The following is a 16176-nucleotide window of genomic DNA, read 5'->3' as shown; positions in this document are numbered from 1 at the left end:
AGGCTAGATAATATCGGCAAACTTGCGTTCAACAGCCTGAAAATAGATCAAACCGGAAAAGAAGATCATGACCGCCATCGTAACCGAGACCAGCATTAACAAACTCGGCGGTTGCGTACCGATCAACGCCCAACGGAACCCTTCCACTACCCCAACCATTGGGTTAAGTGCGTAGACTACTTGCCAATACCCTTCGATGAGGTTGCTTGGATAGACCACCGGCGTAGCAAAAAGCCAAAGCTGAATGAGAAACGGCGTAGCATGGCGCACATCTCGATAGCGAGCATTAATTGCTGAAAGCCAAAACCCCACGCCAAGCGCCGTGATCATCGCCAAGACGAGGAAGAGTGGCAAGAGGAACGCAGCCGGTGTTGGTAGCCACCGATACCAGATCATCAACGCGAGTAAGATCAGGAACGACAAACCAAAATCCACAACGCCGGCCAAGACACTGGCAGTTGGAATGGCTAGTCGCGGGAAATAGACCTTCCGCACGATACTGGCACTGCCAACAAGACTGTTTGCCGCTTGACCAACGGTATTTGCAAAAAACTGCCACGGCAATAGCCCGGCCAGATTGAACAGTGGGTAGGGAATGCCGTTTGTATTCACACCGGCCAACCGTCCAAAGATAATCGTAAACACGACAAGTTGGAGCACCGGTTGAATAATTGCCCAACTTGCCCCTAAGAGAGTCTGTTTGTAGCGGACTTTGACATCGCGCCACACCAGAAAGAAGAGTAACTCGCGATATGCCCACAGATCACGCCAATTGAGTTGCCACCAACCCTTGCGTGGTTCAATAATCGTTGGCACGTGAGTATATTCAGTTGATAATGATGTGTGATTGGTCAATGATGTTGTGGTAGGCGGTTCTAATGTTGCCATATGAAGCTTGTTTCCTCACTGTGCGTGCCAGAATACAGAGCTTAACGATGCGAGTAGGCAACCATAGAGCAGATATCGATCACATCGATCAGCAGAATCCACGAGAGGAGATGTCGTACCTCTTACTGTAGCATAGTCGGTTTTTACCCTTGCTGCAATTACAAATTCGTCAATTAGGTAAACATGGTACAGCTTACTCCCTGCCATACACTGGGTTGTAAATCTGGTATCATACCCATAGCACCACAGGGGTTGATTGCTAACAAAACAGAAAGGTGACACTCGCTATGGCTTATGCAGCCCTGATTGGCGCAGAAGTGAAACGCCGTGAAGATCCGCGTCTCATCCGGGGTCAGGGCACGTATGTGAGCGATTTGCGTCTACCGGGGATGTTATACGTTGCCATTGCCCGTAGTCCGTATGCCCACGCCCGGATTGTCGCCATCGACAAAGCTGCCGTGCTGGCAATGCCTGATGTCGTAGCTGTCTATACCGGTACCGACCTGCTCGATTGTTGCCAGCCATTGCCGTTGGCCAGCTCAGGCGAAGGCGGCGGGCCGCAGCGCTACACGGGCCGCACTCGCTATGTGCTCGCCGTCGAGCGGGTGCGTCACGCCGGTGAAGCGGTCGCCGCAGTGATCGCCCGGACGCCAGAAGCCGCGCTCGATGCAGCGCTCGCCCTGCCCATCGAATGGGAGCCACTACCGGCAGTGGTCGATCCGCTCGCCGCAATTGCACCTGACGCCCCGATCATCTTCGATGGTCTGCCCGACAATATCGACCACCGTCGTCGCCGGCAAAAGGGTGATGTCGAGACCGCCTTCGCCACTGCTCATCGGGTTATCCGCCAACGAATGGTCAATCAACGCCTGCTCGGCTTCCCGATGGAAGGACGCGCAGTGGTTGCTGCACCCGATCCCGCTAACGATGGTGTGACGGTATGGACGAGTACGCAGACCCCGCACCAGGTGCGTGGTGAGATCGCCAAAGTGGTCGGCCTTGACGAGAATCGAGTGCGTGTGATTGCGCCTGATGTCGGCGGTGGCTTCGGGGTTAAGATCGGTATCTACCCCGAAGAGGCACTCCTTGCCGCGCTTGCCCGTCAGCTCAACGTACCATTGCGTTGGGTCGAACACCGCCTCGAACACGTACAGGCGACGACTCATGGGCGCGGGCAGGTGTGTGATGTCGAGGCTGCCGTTACCGCCGATGGCGAAGTGACTGCACTGCGTATGCAGATCGTAGCCGATCTCGGCGCTTATCCTCTCGCCCCCGGTCTACCCGATCTGACCACTGCTATGGCTATTGGCGTCTACAAAATCCCTACCGTCGATCTGGAAGCAATTTGTGTTTATACCAACACCACACCGGTCGCTGCCTACCGTGGTGCGGGTCGGCCCGAAGCCGCTTATTACATCGAACGGCTCATGGATCTGGTCGCCGCCGAACTCGGTTTAGACCCGGCAGAAGTGCGCCGGCGCAATTTTATTCCGCCCGACGCCTTCCCCTACAAGACGCCGACCGGCCTGACGTATGATAGCGGCGAGTATGATCGCGCCTTGACTAAAGCCTTGACACTATCGCGATACGAACAGTTACGCGCCGAACAAGCTGCCCGCCGTGCTACCGGTGATCGAATGTTGCTTGGTATCGGGATCGCGTGCTACGTCGAAATGTGTGGGTTTGGCCCCTACGAAAGCGCCCAGATCAGAGTTGAACCAAGCGGTACGGTGACGGTGACAACCGGCATTTCGCCGCATGGTCAAGGGACGGCCACAACATTCGCTCAGATTGTTGCCGACCAGATCGGGGCTGACTTTGAGCGGATTGTGATTAAGCACAGCGATACCGCGATCACACCGATGGGTATCGGGACGATGGGTTCACGTTCGCTAGCCGTCGGTGGTGCAGCACTCGTGCGGGCAGCGACAAAGGTGCGTGAGAAAGCGCGCCAGATTGCGGCAGCGATGCTCGAAGCTAGTGTGGCCGATATTGAACTGCACGAGGGTCGCTATCGGGTACGCGGCGTGCCCGACCGTGCCCTGACCTTAACCGAGATTGCCCGTCGCGCCTACAGTAACAAACTCCCGCCAGATCTCGATCCCGGTCTGGAAGCAGTCGATTATTTCCGGCCACCCGACTTGATCTATCCCTTTGGCGCCCACGTTGCAGTAGTTGAGGTTGATCGCGAGACCGGCCACGTTCGTATTCGCGAGTACTATTCGGTCGATGATTGTGGACCTCGCATTAGCCCGTTGATCGTCACCGGTCAGGTGCATGGTGGGTTAGCACAAGGTATTGCTCAAGCACTCCTCGAAGAGGTCGTGTACGACGCAAACGGCCAATTACTCAGTGGTACGCTGATGGATTACGCCTTACCGCGCGCCGACTTCTTCCCGCCCTTCACGGTTGACAAGACCGAGACGCCGACTCCGCTCAACCCGCTTGGCGTCAAGGGTATCGGTGAAGCGGCGACCATTGGTTCAACACCGGCCATTGCAAACGCGGTGATCGACGCACTCGCACCGTTTGGCGTGCGCCATCTTGACATTCCGCTCCGCTCAGAAAAGATCTGGCGAGCAATCCACGGCCGCTAACACTATGCCGATACCTGCACATCAGCGAAACCTCGCACTGATGTGTAGGCTATCACTACATGGCCGAGTTACCATCGAATGTACCGGTGAGTCAACGTGTCGCGCATAACCAAAGGAGAAAGCCAATGTCTGTGCTCATTCGTGAGTCACCATACCCGATGGTTAGCATCGCTGATGCTACGGCGATGATTATGGAACGCGCCCAACCGCTTGGTAGTGAAGAGATCGATGCTCTCAGCGCGCTAGGCCGAGTATTGGCAAACGATATTACCGCACCAGAAGACATTCCCGATGTGCCAAAATCGGCAATGGACGGCTATGCCCTCCGTGCCGGCGATGGCCTGGCCCCACGCCACGTCGTGGGTGAATTGACCGCCGGTGGACTGTCAACTGTAACACTTGGTCCCGGTGAAGCAACCCGGATTATGACCGGCGCACCGATGCCACCCGGTGCCGATGCTATGATTCCGGTGGAAATGACCGAAGAACGTGATGGCATGCTCTACATTCAGCACGAACTAAAACCCGGCGATTACGTGCATATGGTTGGACAAGATGTTGCACGTGGTCAGACGGTGCTTACCGCCGGCACAACTATCGGCGCGCCCGAAATTGGCATCCTCGCCACCCTCGGTATCACTCGCATCACCGCTTATCGTCGCCCGCGCGTTGCCGTCCTCGCCACCGGTGATGAGGTAGTCGAACCGAGTAAGTCGCGTCCCGGTGGTGCCGTGCGTGATAGCAACCGGTATGCACTCATGGCTGCGGTGCGTGAAGCCGGTTGTGAACCGATTTCACTCGGCATTGCCCGCGATGATGTCGAGGTGCAACGGCAGGCGATCTTACGTGGCCTCGCTCAGGCCGATGTCCTGATTACCAGCGGCGGCGTGAGTATGGGAACCCGCGACTTGATCAAACCCCTGCTCGCCGAACTCGGTACCGTTCACTTTGGCCGCATCGCCTTCAAGCCGGGTAAACCAACGACGTTTGCGACCGTCGAAGGTAAACTGGTCTTTGGCCTGCCCGGATTTCCGGTCTCATCGTTAGTATCGTTTGAAGTGTTCGTGCGACCGGCTCTGCGTGCGTTGCAAGGTGATGCACGACCGTTCCGCCCACAGGTTACCGTCACCCTGGGCCAACCGGTACGACCTTCACCTGACCGACCCGAATACCAGCGCATCGTTGTTTCGTACCAAGAAGGAAAGCTGGTCGCCGTCACAACCGGAAGCCAAAACAGTTCGCGTCTACTCTCACTGCGCGGCGCTAACGGTCTACTCCTTGTCCCGGCGGGAGACACCATCTATCCGGCAGGGAGCACCTTGCCCGCCCTGCTGACCGGCCCGTTGATCGGAGAAGGAACTGCATCGTGACGTTGCCATCCGCTACCTTACTTGACATCGTGCAACAAACACCCGAACCATGGCCCGGCCCGTTGACGTATATCGGTCTGGCGCTGCTCCTCGTTGCAGCGCTCATGACCATCTACAACCGGCGCCATAAGTGATTACACTGCTGAAAGACAGTCCAATTGTTATGACAACTACGCTCACCGTCACTACCAGCACGACCCAGTACCCGGTGATTGTCGGCGCCGGCGTACTGGCGACCCTTGGCGACCGGCTCACCGAGCTAGGACTACGCGGTACGCTCTGGCTCGTCGCCGATGAACATCTGACTGCCGTCGCCGAGCAGACCACAACAATGCTACAGGCCGCCGGTTACCGCGCCCACACCATTACTGTTCCTTCTGGTGAAACGAGCAAATCGTTCACCGAACTGCACCGACTCTACAATTGGATGATCGAGCATGGTATCGAGCGACGCGACGCCGTGCTCGCGCTTGGTGGTGGTGTGATCGGCGATCTAGCCGGCTTTGCTGCGGCTACTATCTTGCGCGGGGTGGCTCTCGTACAATTGCCGAGCACCCTTTTGGCGATGGTCGATGCTGCGGTCGGCGGCAAAACCGGAATTAATCACCCACTAGGTAAAAACTTGATCGGTGCGTTTCATCAACCCCGGCTGGTGCTAGCCGACACCAACCTGCTGGCAACACTGCCGCCCCGTGAGTTACGCGCCGGTTGGGCAGAGGTGATCAAACATGGGGTCATTCGCGACGCCGGCCTGTTTACCGCCCTCGAAGATCTTGCCGCCACCCGCGGATGGAACGCCGCGCATCCCGCCGCATGGAACGCCACCGATGCAGAACTCACCACTTATCTGACCGAGATCATTGCTCGTGCCGTCGCGGTGAAAGTTGCGGTAGTCTCAAACGATGAGTTCGAGCGCGGTGAACGGATCACGCTCAACTATGGGCATACCATCGGCCACGCTATTGAACAACTGCTCGGCTACCGCCTACTGCACGGCGAATGCGTCGCGATTGGGATGGATGCAGCAGCACGGATTGCCGTCGCCCTCGGTCTGTGTCCACCTGCATTGGTAGAACGACAGCGCGCCCTGCTCGCAGCCTATGGCCTCACCGTTGCGATACCGGACGAGCTTGACCACACCGCGATTCTGCGTCTCATCACGCGCGACAAGAAGGTACAGGCCGGGAAAGTACGGTGGGTCTTGCCGACGACCATCGGGCAGGTGGTTGTGCGCAACGACGTACCGATTGAGGTGATTGAAAAGGTGCTATCATCATCAGCGGGATAGTAGATGTAAACCGGCGAACCGTGCCACCCCCCGCCGTGTTCGCACCGTTTTAGGAAGGAACACGGACGTACACGGGACCTCACGGATAGCACGGATCGCGCCAATTTGCCTTATCAACTTCACTCGAATCCGTGCCCATCCGTTCCATCCGTGTGCTCCCCTTCCTCCCTCCGTGCCCCTCCGTCTCATCCGTGTGCCCTCCCCTCCCCCTCCGTGCCCATCCTTCCTATCCGTCCCATCCGTGTGCCCTCCCCTCACCCCATCTCCAACTCACGCCGACCCAACGCACTCATACGCCCCCACGCCACCGCCAACGCCGCAACCATAAACGGCGTAATCTCCACCGTTGACATCAAGGCCAAATCCTCAGCAAGTGTTGTCTCCTCATCGAGGAAGCGAAGTACGCGCTGGATCGGGTTATGACGGAACAGATTGGCGAAGAAACGATGCCCCGGCGTGCGTCCGGCATCGAGCACGTTAAGCAGCACGCTATCCATCAGTGCATGTCGGTTGAAGCGTGGCCGCTTGTAGAACGGGTGCCCATTCCGTAGCAGACTCTCGACAATTTGGCGCACCTGCCACTGAATACGCTGGAAGGTGTAACCGGTCGAAGGCTTACTCATCCCCCCTGCGGTACCGATATTGAGCACATGAGGGCTAGGGCGCAGTGGCAACGGCACATCACTCATCGGGATGACACCATACTCGACGTGCGTAATCTCATAGCGGTCAATACCGAGTTGATCGGCAATATACCGCTGCAGACCGGCTTCGTATTCGGCCTGGCTGACAAGTTGGGGTGAGAAGATAGTATATTCGACGAGCGCAGTATAGGTATCGAACGGTAAGACGTAGCCAAACCGGACATCACCAACCTGTGGAATGCGGAAGTCCATGAAAGTAGCGGCTTCGGCATCAAACACCGGACGGGACGTGGTGATAAACCACCCTTTAAAATGTTGCAGCCACGAGTGATAACCGGGTGGCGTAGGAGTCGGGCGATACACGCTATTAAAACCAAACCGCGCGGTGTACGTCCTACCACCAACAACGACGGCTACACCATCGGGCAACTCGATAAACCGATCAACAGTCCCCTGTAAGCGGGTGATCTGCGGTCGTTGCGCGATCCAATCGTCAACGTAGCGGTAAAAATCAATTCCCTGGATCAACTTATACTGATACGGGACAATCGCCAACCGCGCCGACCAACTCTCATCGTACAGCCAGAGATAATCCCAACGCCGGGATACCACGGCCTCAAACGGGCCGGTACCCACCTCCCAAAAACACCATGTGCGATCATTGCGTCGGACAGCATTGGGGTCTACTAAAAGGATTGAATGACCGGCTAACGGACTCTGACCAAGATGATAAGCTAAACTCAAACCGGCAGCACCTGCGCCGGCAATGATGTAGTCGTAATCCATACGCTCGATTCTCCCATGGCCATTTGGCCTGCCCTGTTTGCATTATAACCCGGAGTAGTATACTAACAATGAGATTTCTCAGTATTTGTACTGCTTTGTTCACGCCGTTTATGCAACAAGAGGGCTACATATGGGATCAGTCATCAATGCTAGCGTCCGCTTACGCGAAGGTCTGCACTTTACCGCCGTTGCCGACTCAGGCCGCCCGATCGAACTCGATAGCCCGCACGAAGGGAAGCGCGATCTCGCCGGACCTTCACCGATGGAAACTGTCTTGATGGCGCTGTCCGGTTGTACCGCAATGGACGTCATTAGCATTTTGCGCAAGAAGCGTCAGCCGGTTACCGGCCTCGAAGTGCGGGCACAAGGTACACGAGGCGATGAGTATCCGAAACCCTACACCGAAATCGAACTGGTATACCGCTGCTCTGGCGATGTCGAGCCGGCGGCACTCGAACGCGCCATCGAGCTGTCACGCGAACGTTACTGCCCGGTTTGGCGCATGCTCGGTGCGACTGTCACCATTCGCTATCGTTACGAGATTGTACCATCGCTGGATGAAGCGAATTAAGCTGAACTACTCCCATTCTCCTATTACCGCAGCGTAGAGACGACCTGCCAGGCCGTCTCTACTACTCTACTCCCCACTTAGCTTGCCCGCTAATGTTCACGCTTCTGTCTACGCGCTTGTCTACGCACGCCTGTTATGCTCCTTTACGTGAGCATAATCGATTAAAGGAGCAACAACGTATGACATGGACAATTGACGCTTCACATTCGACGATTACCTTCTCAGTTCGCCACATGATGATTTCAAAGGTGCGTGGCCGCTTTAGCCGGTTTGAAGGTACCGTCAATTTTGATGAACAGAATCCGGCCAACTCGTCGGTGCAGGTAACCATTGATGCCACAAGCATTGACACGCGCGACGAGCGACGCGACGGTCATCTGATGTCACCCGATTTTCTCGACGTTGCCAACTACCCATCGATCACCTTCGCCAGTAAGCGCATTGAGCTGATCGATGAGACGCATGGTCGCATCATTGGTGATCTGACGATCCGCGGCGTCACGCGCGAAGTCGTCCTCGATGTCGAATACAACGGCCAGTCAAAGTCACCGTGGGGCACGACGAGCGCCGGCTTCAGTGCTAGCACCAAGATCAATCGCAAAGACTGGGGGTTGACGTGGAATGTTGCCCTTGAAACCGGCGGAGTATTGGTCGGCGAAGAGGTGTCAATCGAGATTGAGCTGGAGATCATGAAGCAGGTGCCGCAAGAAAATCCGATCACCGCCTAGCGGCCACCAAATTCGCTATCAAACGGGTATGTCAAGCGATTAGGGGAAGGGATGCGCTAGCTAGTATCAGTTCCCTTTTCACAAGGATTCTGCTATTATTCTTGCAAAAACTGGTATACTATGAAGCTGCATTGAGCGGCTTTGACATTGTTCACCAATCTACATCTATATGAGGAGACTATGTCAGTGCAACCCATTATCGTCTACGGTACCAACTGGTGTCCTGACTGCCGCCGCGCCCAACGCGTCCTCGATCAGCATGGAACGCCCTATACCTACATCAATATCGAACACGATCCAGCTGCGGCCGAATTCGTGGTTAAGCTCAACAACGGCAACCGCAGTGTGCCGACCATCGTCTTCCCTGACGGCTCGATCCTTGTTGAGCCATCGAACCGGGCGCTGCAAGAGAAGCTGAGCCAATTCGCATAACGAACCGCACCAGAACGACGGCGAAGGGCACAGCGCTGTTGTGCCCTTCTTCACATTGCACCAGATTACACCTCAGCCGTTCGTTTCACCGTCTGCGTACTATAGGTACTCTCAAAAATCTTGTCGGCGTTGCCGGCTTCAAACCCCTCACGACGATGTTCGCGCCGCAGCTCATGGGGTGGCAGATGGGCAAACTCGTCGAGTGGACGCCGTTCGGCAAACTCGACATACGATCCAGCAATGAGATGCCGCTCGCCACCGGCAAACTCGGCCCAGATCATCTCGGCCACCGTACTCGACTGGAGAAGTTTGCCATCGGGACTAACTTTAATCTTGCCGCCGGAATCGTTGAGTTTGAAGCCATGCCGCTCAAGGAAGGCGTTAAAATCGGCAATCGTATTGTAGCCGGCCGGCAGATTATGCACTGTAATCGTAAAATGATTCAGGTAGTAGCGGTTGTAGATCACCCACGCCGCATACTCACTCTCGGCGGCTAACCGTTGATAGTCAGACCACGTAGGCAAACGCCAGAGTGGCCGGTGTAAGAACTCATCAACCTGGGCCGCATCGTTCAAATCGAGTTCATCAACCGGATCGGATGGCACCTCATCAGTATAGCTGCGAATAATTACAGCCGCCTCCGGCGATAGATCATTAACCCGCAATTCAGAAATGAAGATCCGCGGCAGATCGGGACGCGGTGGGTGATACCAAAAGGCATCGAGTTTCTTAGCCGGGAAGTGATAGCGATCGCGCCGCGCGTAACCGTAGTACAGAAAAATCTTTTCGAGCGAGCGAATACCAAGTTGCGGCACGCCCATCGTGCGAAACGCAATATGATCATTCTCGATCTGGTCGGGCGCAGCAATGATCCCCTCAGCAACCATCGCTTGGGCAATAGCGGTCACATCGGGCACACGTTCGCGGTAGCGGTGCATTAATCCTTGGAGTACTTGTTCAAAGATGTGGATACGGTCGGTGGTTGTCGTTGTCATAACTCCTCACCATTGATCACACCACGTCTTCGTGGTGTCGGCTCATAATCGTATCTTACCCGACAACTACTGTGCGATGGAATCCGCCGAAAGTCGCACTTAAACCACCGTGACCGTCGAATAGATCAACGGCAACCACACGCGCACCTCAGTACCATCACCGGGTCGCGAGATGATCGTTACCTGCCCATCGAGTGCTGCCGCCCGTTCCCGCATCTGACGCAACCCAAAATGACCTGACGGTGGCTCAACTCCTGGATTAAACCCCACGCCGTCATCACGGACGTGAATGATCAACCCCTGATCGCGCACACCGAGTTTAACCCATACCCGTTGCGCCTGCGCATGTTTTGCGACATTATTGAGCGCCTCTTGGACAAAGCGAAACGCAGCCAATTCAAGCACCGGCGGCAGATCGGGCGGTACATCGGTGAGATCGATCTCAACATCCCAATCTTGCTGATCGGCAAACTCGGTGATAAAGCGACGGAGTGCACCGGCGAATCCCAGTTGACCGATCTCAATTGGGCGCAGCGCAAAAATGGCGCGCCGTAATTCTTCGATTTGGCGACGGAGATTTGCTTTGAAGGTTACAAACTCTTCCCGTAATCGTTCCGGTTCTTGTTGCAGCCAATCTTCCCACAAATCTATCCGCATCCGCATAAACGCAAGTGATTGGGCCACCCCATCGTGCAGATCACGGGCAATGCGAGTGCGTTCAGCACTAATTGCCCGTTCTACCGCCGCCACGCTCGCGACGACGCGGTCGCGCCGCCGACTATTGATCACTGCCTCGGCCAGTTCACTAGCAACGGTAGCCAGCAACGGTTGGCGAATCTCTCGCCGAGCCGATTCACCCTCTTTGAGGAACGCCTCAATCCAACCGATGGGTTGCGTACCACGTTCGATCAGCGGCACAATCAAACAGGCGCTCCATCCACACGGATGCTGCGGATACAACATAACCGGATTGAGCTGTGGTTTCGCCGTAGACCACAACCCAAAGGCCGCCCTTGCCCGTTCAAGTGCCGTTGCATCAAGCCCAACCACCCGTGCCGTATACGGCTGACCCTGCTCATCGGTCAGCACAATGGTAGCAGCAACGGCATCGACCAACCGAGCCGGTAAGGTGATGGCGTAATTGAGCACCTCATCGAGCGTCGCACTTGACGCGACCCGCTGATTGATCTCATACAGGAGTTCGAGCCGTTCGTTACTCTCGCGTAATGCTTCGAGCATGCGTGCCTCAGTCGAGAGCCGCTCTCGCTCTTGCCGGATCGCCCAACTTAAGACGATCCAGATTGCCGCAAACGCCAACACGCCCCACACAATCGGATCAACGGCTCGTCCGGTTGGTGTCTCCATTGCCGAATCGAAGAAAAACCCTTCGACTAGTCGAGTGAGGGCAAACAGCAGTCCAACAACTGCCGCAAACGGCCAGCGCAGACGTACCAGTAATTCGATAGTATTACGAGGAGGTGATTTCATTACTGCCCTGCTATCACCCGCTCAAACGCCCGATAATGCAACGGTAACGCCTGTTCCAGATGCCGATCGGCAACAGCCCACGTATGGGCTCCATCGGGCAGAGCGGCAACCGGCGCTGCATTAGTGATACCCAACGTCGCCAATACGCGCAACAGATACTCACCGCGATAGAAATTTGACCCCCACGGCTCAATATGCTCTGGACCGTACTGGATCATCCACGTGATGCGACGAAGAGCAGTACGATCCGCGCGCAACAACAAGCAGATTGGATTATGATCGGACAAGCGTTCCAAATTACGTGGACGCCCTAACGCCGGATCGAACATCTCCGCAAACAAAAGCGGATCATACCGTCTCGCTCTGCGCCCGCCGTCGCTCGCATAAGGAAATGAGCCATCGTAGGCGCTAACACTGACAAACAGATCAGGCCGCAACGCCACCGCCTTGACCGCCATATACCCACCGAGTGAAAAACCGGTGATCGCTCGTGCTACAGGGTGAGCGCCAAACTCCCGCTCCATCAACGGCAATACCTCGGTAAAGAAGAAGGTTGCAAATCGACCGGTACCAATACCGGGGGCATCGGTCAAGTGCGGTGCGATAAAATCGGTCAACAGGCCGGGAATACGATTATCAGCGCTGGCCAAACCTGGCATCGCCAACAATAACGGCCCAATCTCGCCACGCAACCGTACCCGCTCATACACATCAATGGCCGTCCCGATCCGGCTATCGTCTTCACTGCGATTCACCCACTCGCGCTCGTGACCGCGTAGCAAATAGACAACCGGAAGCGGTGGGCCATCGGGTCGGTATTCCGGTGGAGTATACACACACATCCGACCATCAACGCCCAACACCGTGCTCGGCCATTCGATAAGCCGTGCCCGTGGATCGATCTCCATCCTTCCTCTCCAAGCCTAATAACGCAAAGGCGCAAAGTATTGCTGTTACCACAACCTCATCCTTTGCACCCTTTGCGCCTTTGCGTCTTTGCGTCTTTGCGTCTTTGCGTCTTTGCGTTTCAAACATCGGCAATAGCCTGTCGAGATTTAGCCTGTTCTCGCAGGATATACTTCTGAATCTTACCGGTCGAGGTTTTAGGCAATGGCCCAAAGGTAAACTTCTTCGGAATCTTATAACCGGCCAAATACTGTCGGCAATGCTGCTGCAACTCCTCCTCAGTGACCGTCATCCCATCACGCAACTCGATAAAGGCGTGTGGCACCTCACCCCACTTCGGATCGGGAGCCGCCACAACTGCGGCCAATAACACCGCCGGATGTTTATAAAGCGCATCTTCAACCTCAATCGACGAAATATTTTCGCCACCTGAAATGATAATATCCTTCGCACGGTCGGTAATCTTGATATAGCCGTCAGGATGTACGACAGCCAAATCACCGGAATGGAACCATCCATCGCGAAAAAGCAGCTTCGGTTGCCGTTGGGTTTTTCAGATACCCCTTCATCACAATATTGCCACGGAACATCACCTCACCCATCGTTTGCCCATCCCACGGCACCGGTTGCATCGTTACCGGATCAAGCACACTGACTGCCTCTTCAGCGTGATAATTCACCCCTTGCCGGCCATTTAAGCGTGCCTGTTCTTCGATCGGCAAGCGATGCCAATCGGGCTGTTTCGCACACACCGCTGCCGGACCATATGTCTCGGTCAAGCCATAGACGTGGGTAATCTCAAACCCGATCTCAGCCATTGCCTGCAAGACGGCTACCGGTGGCGGAGCGGCTGCAATCAAGCCACTGACTTTATGTGTCCCCTGTCCAGCCCGCCAGTGTGCCGGTGCGTTATTGGCGATCAGCGAATGCACAATCGGCGCACCGCAATAGTGGGTCACCCGATGTTCCTCAATCGCTTGCCAGATCAAACCGGCATCCACCTTACGCAAACAGACATTGGTTCCGGCGTTGGCCGCCATCGTCCACGGGAAGCACCAACCGTTGCAATGAAACATCGGCAGTGTCCACAGATACACCGCATGATGCGGCATTCCCCACGAGACAATATTTGAGAGTGCATTGAGGTACGTACCGCGATGATGATACACGACCCCCTTTGGGTTTGCCGTAGTGCCCGAGGTATAATTCAACGTAATCGCCTCCCACTCATCAGCAGGATAGATCAACTCAAACGCCGGATCACCACTAGCAATAAACTGCTCATACTCAACCGTACCAAGTCGGTCACCGGGACCGGTATACTCTGGATCATCGACATCGATCACCAACAACGAACGTTCAATCCGGTCAAGCGCAGCCTTCACCACCGGCGCAAACTCACGGTCGGTGATCAACACCTTAGCCTCGCCGTGCTCAAGGATAAAAGCAATGGTCGCCGCATCGAGACGAACATTGATCGTATTGAGCACAGCGCCGGCCCCCGGTACCCCAAAATGGCACTCATACATCTCCGGTGTATTACTCAGCACAGCAGCAACCGTATCGTGTTGGCCCACACCGGCAGCCCGCAACGCCGATGCCAACCGACGTACTCGCTCATAGACCTGGGCCCACGTATAACGACGCTGACCATGGATAACTGCCGGTAACTGTGGATACACCATTGCTGTACGCTTGAGAAACGATAATGGTGTCAGCGGCACATAGTTGGCTGCTGTCTTGGCCAAACCCACTTCGTACAACCCGGTCATTGACTTCTCCTCCACTCACCTTGTCCTAAGGACGTCGCCTTCTCACCGTCATTCACGCTTTGCGCACCATCTCGGCACCTTGGACTTATTTCAGAATCATTGCGACATGTATAGTATCTCGCATCGTGCATTTCCGTGCAAGCGAGCAGAAAGCGGGCATGTTAACACATCTCTATCGTAAGACCGATTGACATACCGATCAAAGTTGCTATACTACATTGGTGGACTAGGGGGATGCTCCGGTTTCGACAGGGAGTGAACACCGTAGACTGCAGGTCGTGCTGCCCAGTCACGTAAAAGGGGCAAGGCAACAACTGCCAACAACAACGCTCGGGTTCAGCCTCGGCTGGCCCTCGCTGCCTAAGATTGGCAGCGCGCTCACCGCAGCTTTCCCGATAGTTGCGGATCGAGCGTCGCATATCGGGTGCTCCGGTAGTGCTTGCCTGAGCACTATCGGCTAAGACAACAGGCTGGCCCGCCGGTCGCTCTGCCACTCGCGCGACTACGGGCGAGATAAAGCGAGGGGCTAAACCTGTAGATGTCTGCGGTCTAGCTTTCTGGACGGGGGTTCGACTCCCCCCATCTCCACCACTAGACATTACAACACGCAGGGTTGTCGCTTGGCAGCCCTGCGTGTTGGTTTTAGTGTTGCGATAGCCCTCACCCCCGCCCCGCTCCCACGTTGCGGACAGCTCCGGTTGGGTAAAGCTGCACCACTTGGCGCCGTTCGATAGCCCTCGCCCCACTTCCACGTTGCGGGAGAGGGGGTCCTGCTTGCGCTTCGCCAACCTGCCATCGTCCTCAATCACCATACTTCACTTCTCCCTGAGCTGCCGGCATTCGTCTCTCTCCCACTCCCTCGGTGAAGCGAGGAAGCCGAGAAGTAAGGACCATCAAAATGTGACTGTACATGTCACAACCCTCTGTTATCTTGTGCGTAGCAGCCTTACACAACAACCGAACACAGATAGCGCGTCCTGCCTATCAACTGATCTTGGATTGATAAGCGCTTGTTTCAGAGGGAGGAAAAGACATGACCGCACGTCCGTACAAGACGATTAGCCAACAGCGCCTCACCCATAACAGCCTTAGTGCAGATGTTCTCAAGGTAGGAAAGGACAAGGTCACACGTCCGCGCATTCGCCCGCATCGCCTCGCCACTCACCAGCTGGGTCGGATATTGCTCCAAATGCCAGAATTACCGGTAATACTCGTTGGTGGTCTGTGGATGATGCAGACTGGCTTGAACGTTATCAATAGTTTCATCTGCCTTACCGCCATTGTGTGGTTCCTGAGTCGGACCTTCCTTCTACAGCATGCAGAAAAGTTACTGGGGAAAAGTCGGTATCACGATGCAGCGAAATATATTCACGTCGCCCTCAAGCTCAACCCAAATAATGCTAAAGCATGGCTACTTCTCGCCTGTAGTGCCTCACAGCGTAACCAATTTGATTGGACAATACGCTATCTCGAACGTACTTGCTATCTTGAACCGAACAATATCGTTGCACAGTCAATGCTCAACGCAATATCGCAGTTGGTCAGAAAAGAGGCTGAGCCGCATTGCGGCTTTCGGTTTGCGGTGGTTGAGTATAAAGTTATCTGACGTAGGCTATCTTCCGATGAGCCTGTCGCTCTTGGAGAGTGGATCACCACAGAGAACCCAGTAACCGCAAGCGGGGCGCGCCGCGATACCCGGTGCATTCGCCGG

At 55.5% G+C, this 16176-nt stretch carries 13 protein-coding genes, 1 other RNA gene and 1 pseudogene; 9 read left to right on the top strand and 6 right to left on the bottom strand.

Translation table 11 applies throughout. From position 1 onward, the window contains the following. Positions 1 to 3 precede the first annotated feature (3 nt). Positions 4 to 888, bottom strand: a complete 885-nt coding sequence (locus tag ACP5OT_RS08420; RefSeq protein WP_424676883.1) for an ABC transporter permease — start codon at positions 886 to 888, stop codon at positions 4 to 6. A 287-nt stretch (positions 889 to 1175) separates the two neighbouring features. Between ACP5OT_RS08420 and ACP5OT_RS08415 the strand changes: the two genes are divergently transcribed. From ACP5OT_RS08415 to aroB, 4 genes are all read left to right on the top strand, one after another. Further along, entirely contained in the window at positions 1176 to 3485 is a 2310-nt protein-coding gene (locus ACP5OT_RS08415) for a xanthine dehydrogenase family protein molybdopterin-binding subunit (RefSeq protein ID WP_428131891.1), read from the top strand. A gap of 125 nt (positions 3486 to 3610) precedes the next feature. Beyond that, positions 3611 to 4855 carry a molybdenum cofactor synthesis domain-containing protein gene (locus ACP5OT_RS08410; protein WP_424676885.1) on the top strand — a complete coding sequence of 415 codons (1245 nt, stop codon included), beginning with the start codon at positions 3611 to 3613 and terminating at the stop codon, positions 4853 to 4855. After that, the gene (locus ACP5OT_RS08405; RefSeq protein WP_424676886.1) at positions 4852 to 4989 is read left to right on the top strand and encodes a hypothetical protein; all 138 of its coding nucleotides are present in this window, start codon (positions 4852 to 4854) and stop codon (positions 4987 to 4989) included. The genes ACP5OT_RS08410 and ACP5OT_RS08405 overlap by 4 nt, the downstream gene beginning before the upstream one ends. A 29-nt stretch (positions 4990 to 5018) precedes the next feature. Continuing rightward, the gene (aroB, locus tag ACP5OT_RS08400) at positions 5019 to 6143 is read left to right on the top strand and encodes a 3-dehydroquinate synthase (RefSeq protein WP_424676887.1); all 1125 of its coding nucleotides are present in this window, start codon (positions 5019 to 5021) and stop codon (positions 6141 to 6143) included. 254 nt (positions 6144 to 6397) lie between these two features. Here the strand turns inward: aroB and ACP5OT_RS08395 are convergent, their stop codons facing one another. Continuing rightward, positions 6398 to 7573 (bottom strand): lycopene cyclase family protein, encoded by a 1176-nt coding sequence (locus tag ACP5OT_RS08395; protein WP_424675859.1) that lies wholly within the window; start codon positions 7571 to 7573, stop codon positions 6398 to 6400. Between the two features lie 130 nt (positions 7574 to 7703). Between ACP5OT_RS08395 and ACP5OT_RS08390 the strand changes: the two genes are divergently transcribed. The 3 genes from ACP5OT_RS08390 to ACP5OT_RS08380 all read left to right on the top strand — a co-directional run bounded on the left by ACP5OT_RS08390 (position 7704) and on the right by ACP5OT_RS08380 (position 9304). Next, positions 7704 to 8144, top strand: a complete 441-nt coding sequence (locus ACP5OT_RS08390) for an OsmC family protein (RefSeq protein ID WP_424675858.1) — start codon at positions 7704 to 7706, stop codon at positions 8142 to 8144. Between the two features lie 179 nt (positions 8145 to 8323). Then, entirely contained in the window at positions 8324 to 8872 is a 549-nt protein-coding gene (locus ACP5OT_RS08385; protein WP_424675857.1) for a YceI family protein, read from the top strand. A 180-nt stretch (positions 8873 to 9052) separates the two neighbouring features. Next, positions 9053 to 9304: a mycoredoxin gene (locus ACP5OT_RS08380; RefSeq protein ID WP_424675856.1), complete on the top strand. Its 252-nt coding sequence runs from the start codon at positions 9053 to 9055 to the stop codon at positions 9302 to 9304. A 65-nt stretch (positions 9305 to 9369) separates the two neighbouring features. Here ACP5OT_RS08380 and ACP5OT_RS08375 read toward each other — a convergent pair whose 3' ends face one another. The 4 genes and pseudogenes from ACP5OT_RS08375 to ACP5OT_RS08360 form a co-directional block, all read right to left on the bottom strand. Further along, positions 9370 to 10299 carry a DUF1338 domain-containing protein gene (locus ACP5OT_RS08375; protein ID WP_424675855.1) on the bottom strand — a complete coding sequence of 310 codons (930 nt, stop codon included), beginning with the start codon at positions 10297 to 10299 and terminating at the stop codon, positions 9370 to 9372. A 99-nt stretch (positions 10300 to 10398) separates the two neighbouring features. Beyond that, positions 10399 to 11787 carry a histidine kinase gene (locus ACP5OT_RS08370; RefSeq protein WP_424675854.1) on the bottom strand — a complete coding sequence of 463 codons (1389 nt, stop codon included), beginning with the start codon at positions 11785 to 11787 and terminating at the stop codon, positions 10399 to 10401. Next, positions 11787 to 12695, bottom strand: coding sequence for an alpha/beta hydrolase (locus ACP5OT_RS08365; RefSeq protein WP_424675853.1), 909 nt, complete (start codon positions 12693 to 12695; stop codon positions 11787 to 11789). Before ACP5OT_RS08365 ends, ACP5OT_RS08370 begins: the two co-directional genes overlap by 1 nt. Before the next feature lie 119 nt (positions 12696 to 12814). Next, positions 12815 to 14465 (bottom strand): annotated as a pseudogene (locus tag ACP5OT_RS08360) (acyl-CoA synthetase). A 230-nt stretch (positions 14466 to 14695) separates the two neighbouring features. On the opposite strand from ACP5OT_RS08360, the gene ssrA reads away from it, so the two are divergent. Both ssrA and ACP5OT_RS08350 read left to right on the top strand, forming a co-directional pair. Continuing rightward, positions 14696 to 15056: a transfer-messenger RNA gene (gene ssrA / locus ACP5OT_RS08355) on the top strand. Positions 15057 to 15498: 442 nt separating this feature from the next. Further along, complete coding sequence (locus ACP5OT_RS08350; protein ID WP_424675852.1) at positions 15499 to 16071, top strand: hypothetical protein; 573 nt, start codon at positions 15499 to 15501, stop codon at positions 16069 to 16071. The last annotated feature ends 105 nt before the right edge of the window (positions 16072 to 16176 follow it).

It is taken from the genome of Chloroflexus sp., assembly GCF_049970315.1.
In the GTDB taxonomy this organism is placed as follows: domain Bacteria; phylum Chloroflexota; class Chloroflexia; order Chloroflexales; family Chloroflexaceae; genus Chloroflexus.
The sequence above is the reverse complement of the archived record's forward strand: the minus strand, read 5'-3'. Positions and strand labels throughout refer to the sequence as shown.

Bases quoted from the DNA above. Each gene is read 5' to 3' on its own strand.
- ACP5OT_RS08420 (WP_424676883.1), bottom strand. From the start codon at position 888: ATGGCAACATTAGAACCGCCTACCACAACATCATTGACCAATCACACA.
- ACP5OT_RS08415 (WP_428131891.1), top strand. From the start codon at position 1,176: ATGGCTTATGCAGCCCTGATTGGCGCAGAAGTGAAACGCCGTGAAGAT.
- ACP5OT_RS08410 (WP_424676885.1), top strand. From the start codon at position 3,611: ATGTCTGTGCTCATTCGTGAGTCACCATACCCGATGGTTAGCATCGCT.
- aroB (WP_424676887.1), top strand. From the start codon at position 5,019: ATGACAACTACGCTCACCGTCACTACCAGCACGACCCAGTACCCGGTG.
- ACP5OT_RS08395 (WP_424675859.1), bottom strand. From the start codon at position 7,573: ATGGATTACGACTACATCATTGCCGGCGCAGGTGCTGCCGGTTTGAGT.
- ACP5OT_RS08390 (WP_424675858.1), top strand. From the start codon at position 7,704: ATGGGATCAGTCATCAATGCTAGCGTCCGCTTACGCGAAGGTCTGCAC.
- ACP5OT_RS08385 (WP_424675857.1), top strand. From the start codon at position 8,324: ATGACATGGACAATTGACGCTTCACATTCGACGATTACCTTCTCAGTT.
- ACP5OT_RS08380 (WP_424675856.1), top strand. From the start codon at position 9,053: ATGTCAGTGCAACCCATTATCGTCTACGGTACCAACTGGTGTCCTGAC.
- ACP5OT_RS08375 (WP_424675855.1), bottom strand. From the start codon at position 10,299: ATGACAACGACAACCACCGACCGTATCCACATCTTTGAACAAGTACTC.
- ACP5OT_RS08370 (WP_424675854.1), bottom strand. From the start codon at position 11,787: ATGAAATCACCTCCTCGTAATACTATCGAATTACTGGTACGTCTGCGC.
- ACP5OT_RS08365 (WP_424675853.1), bottom strand. From the start codon at position 12,695: ATGGAGATCGATCCACGGGCACGGCTTATCGAATGGCCGAGCACGGTG.
- ACP5OT_RS08350 (WP_424675852.1), top strand. From the start codon at position 15,499: ATGACCGCACGTCCGTACAAGACGATTAGCCAACAGCGCCTCACCCAT.